Source organism: Magnetococcales bacterium (genome assembly GCA_015228935.1).
GTDB lineage: Bacteria > Pseudomonadota > Magnetococcia > Magnetococcales > DC0425bin3 > HA3dbin3.
This window is the reverse complement of sequence record JADGCO010000194.1, coordinates 1-2,284: the sequence shown is the minus strand read 5'-3', so window position 1 is coordinate 2,284 and position 2,284 is coordinate 1. Positions and strand designations below refer to the sequence as shown.

Genomic DNA, 2,284 nt, shown 5'->3' with positions numbered 1-2,284 from the left:
CTATTCGCAATCATCAAGAAAATATTCGGAAAAAACACAGCAATCTGAGCCTCAAGGGAACGGCATGGACGGCAGGTTTTCCCATTCGCAACAGGCGCGTTGTTGTAGAACATTCCAAGGGCAGACAGGTCGAAGATTTTATCGGACCTGACATGGACATTGGGTTCCGATTGTCGAAATTGGCACGACCTGGACCGATTGTTGCGTCGATGGACCTGGTTGATCTGTTGGTCGGTCGTCGTTATCAGCCAAAATTGAAATGTGTCTTTGTCGGCTGGGAAACGATGAAAGGTGTCTTTGCCGAAAAGCCCTACCCCGTTCATTGGTTGGTCCACCAGGATGGGCTTTTCCTGTCACCGTGGGAGGGAAGCATTTGCCGGTTTGCTGCCGGTTACTCTCAATGGCAGGACAACAAGGGAAGTAATCAGAATATAATGGAGAGAATCAATAAAATACGTGATGTTCTGAATCGCGATGAAGGACTTGATTTATTCCCTCCGTACCTTGATAAGAATGATATGCCGCCTCACCATCAAGGTATACATGCGTGGCTGGAACGCAACGAACGTTCTGAATTGACCGGTCAGGCGGATTTTGGTGTTGAAAAGGCCGAGGGGCCTTGATCACTCTCCAAGGTTTTTCCCAATCGTTTGAGTATTGGCCAATGTGCAGATTCTCCAGGCGTTTTGCGACGGATCAGGAGGTCCCCACGGCATGGGCCATGTCGGCAATGCGTCGTTCTTTTCTGACCAGGCGCATCAACAGGGCAGCCTGGGTTTTGGCGTCTGGAGCAATCATGTGAACCCCTTGCAGGTGCGTGCTGGCCTCCGGGATGGCAACCCCTTCTTCCAAACGTCCAATAAGAGTCAAAGAGAGTACTTCAGTGGCATTGAATAAGACCTCATCCAGGGTGTTTCCCTCTGTGAAGGCCTCTTCAAGATCCACAAATTGCAGGGTATATCCACCTTCTTCGGGTGTCAAAATGGCTGGATAACGTATTTCCATAACCCCTCATTTCAACTTCAGGCCAGTTTGTCTTTCAATAGCTACGAGGTTGTTTGATGGTTTCGTACCCTCTCATGAATCATCCTGACACGAGCCAAATGTAGATCATTTTTGATCCACAGGGAAAAGATTTTGCGCGGGTTCGGCTTTTTCCCACTCGGCCAGGGTGGTTTGCGCCTTGGCGAGGAATGGATCGTCCGGTCTGGTCAGGTGAACAAAGGTCCGCAAGGCACCGCGGGCAGCGGGTCGATCCCCCAGTTTTTCCAGAGTCAGGGCCAGGCCGTAGTAGGCATTGGCCTGGGTGGAGCGCAGATTGATGGCGGTCTGGAAAAAATCCCGGGCCGCCGGCAGCTCCTCTCGTCCCAACAGGGCAAAGCCCATGTTGACATGGGCTTCGGGTAACTCGGGTCGGCGCTGCAACACCCAATGCAGGGCCGTGACGGCATGATCAAACTGCTGGGCATGCAGCATCATGGCTCCCTGAAAAAAATGTTGCCGGATTTCCAGATCCTCACTGGTTGTCGCATCCTGGATCCAGGTTTCCGGATCTTTTGCCGCCGGATCTTCCGGTCTCTGGATCGACGGTGGCGGGGATAAGCTGGTTTTGTTCTGGTGAGCCGGATCCAAAAGCAGAAAATTGGCAAAAAAGGGTGGAAGCCGGTTCCACTCCGGCAACCCATGAATGATGCTGCCCAACACGGCAATGCCCAGCAAGGTCAGAAAAATGGTCAACCTGCGGCGTGGTTGAAAAATGGCAGTCATGATGCCTCCTGTCGGTGTTCCGGCATAAGTACTGCCCGCAGTGCCATGCCCAGAAAAAGAAACAGGGAACTCAAGGCAATGACTCCGCCGGTTCCCATCAGGGTCATGCCGAGCAAACCGGGGCCGTGGGTCACACCATCGAGGGTGGTTTTTCTGGGCACGCCGTGCAGGCCGGACCAGGCCAACCCCACAATCAAACAAAGAAAACCCACCGTCCACAGCAGCGCCTGGCGGCGGAACCACAGCGGAGAAAATCGCCCGAAACCCAGCAAGGGCAACAGATAACCCGTCAAGCCCATGCAGGCCAGGGTCACGGCTCCGACCGTGGCATGGTAATGGGCCGTGACCATGACACTGTCATCCCGGATGATGCCACCCAGAATGATGCCCAGGGCCAACAATCCCAGGGAACCACCCAAAAACCACCGTGCCGAGTGGAGATCGTCAGTCGGTTGGGGCGCTGCCCCAAACCCCGCCAGGGGGAAGGGCGCAGCCCTTCCCCCTGGACCCCCATCCC

3 protein-coding genes and 1 pseudogene are annotated in these 2,284 nt (G+C 54.3%); 1 reads left to right on the top strand and 3 read right to left on the bottom strand.

The window, feature by feature from the left end; all coding sequences use genetic code 11:
• On the top strand, window positions 1-623 hold a 623-nt coding region (locus tag HQL65_20605; GenBank protein MBF0138634.1), incomplete at its 5' end, for a hypothetical protein.
• On the opposite strand, the pseudogene HQL65_20600 reads toward HQL65_20605, so the two are convergent.
• The 3 genes and pseudogenes from HQL65_20600 to HQL65_20590 all read right to left on the bottom strand — a co-directional run.
• Window positions 584-1,005, bottom strand: a pseudogene (locus HQL65_20600) (type II toxin-antitoxin system HicB family antitoxin). The gene HQL65_20605 and the pseudogene HQL65_20600 overlap by 40 nt on opposite strands.
• A gap of 105 nt (window positions 1,006-1,110) precedes the next feature.
• Complete coding sequence (locus HQL65_20595; protein ID MBF0138633.1) at window positions 1,111-1,767, bottom strand: tetratricopeptide repeat protein; 657 nt, start codon at window positions 1,765-1,767, stop codon at window positions 1,111-1,113.
• On the bottom strand, window positions 1,764-2,284 hold a 521-nt coding region (locus tag HQL65_20590), incomplete at its 5' end, for a hypothetical protein (GenBank protein ID MBF0138632.1). The genes HQL65_20595 and HQL65_20590, both read right to left, overlap by 4 nt.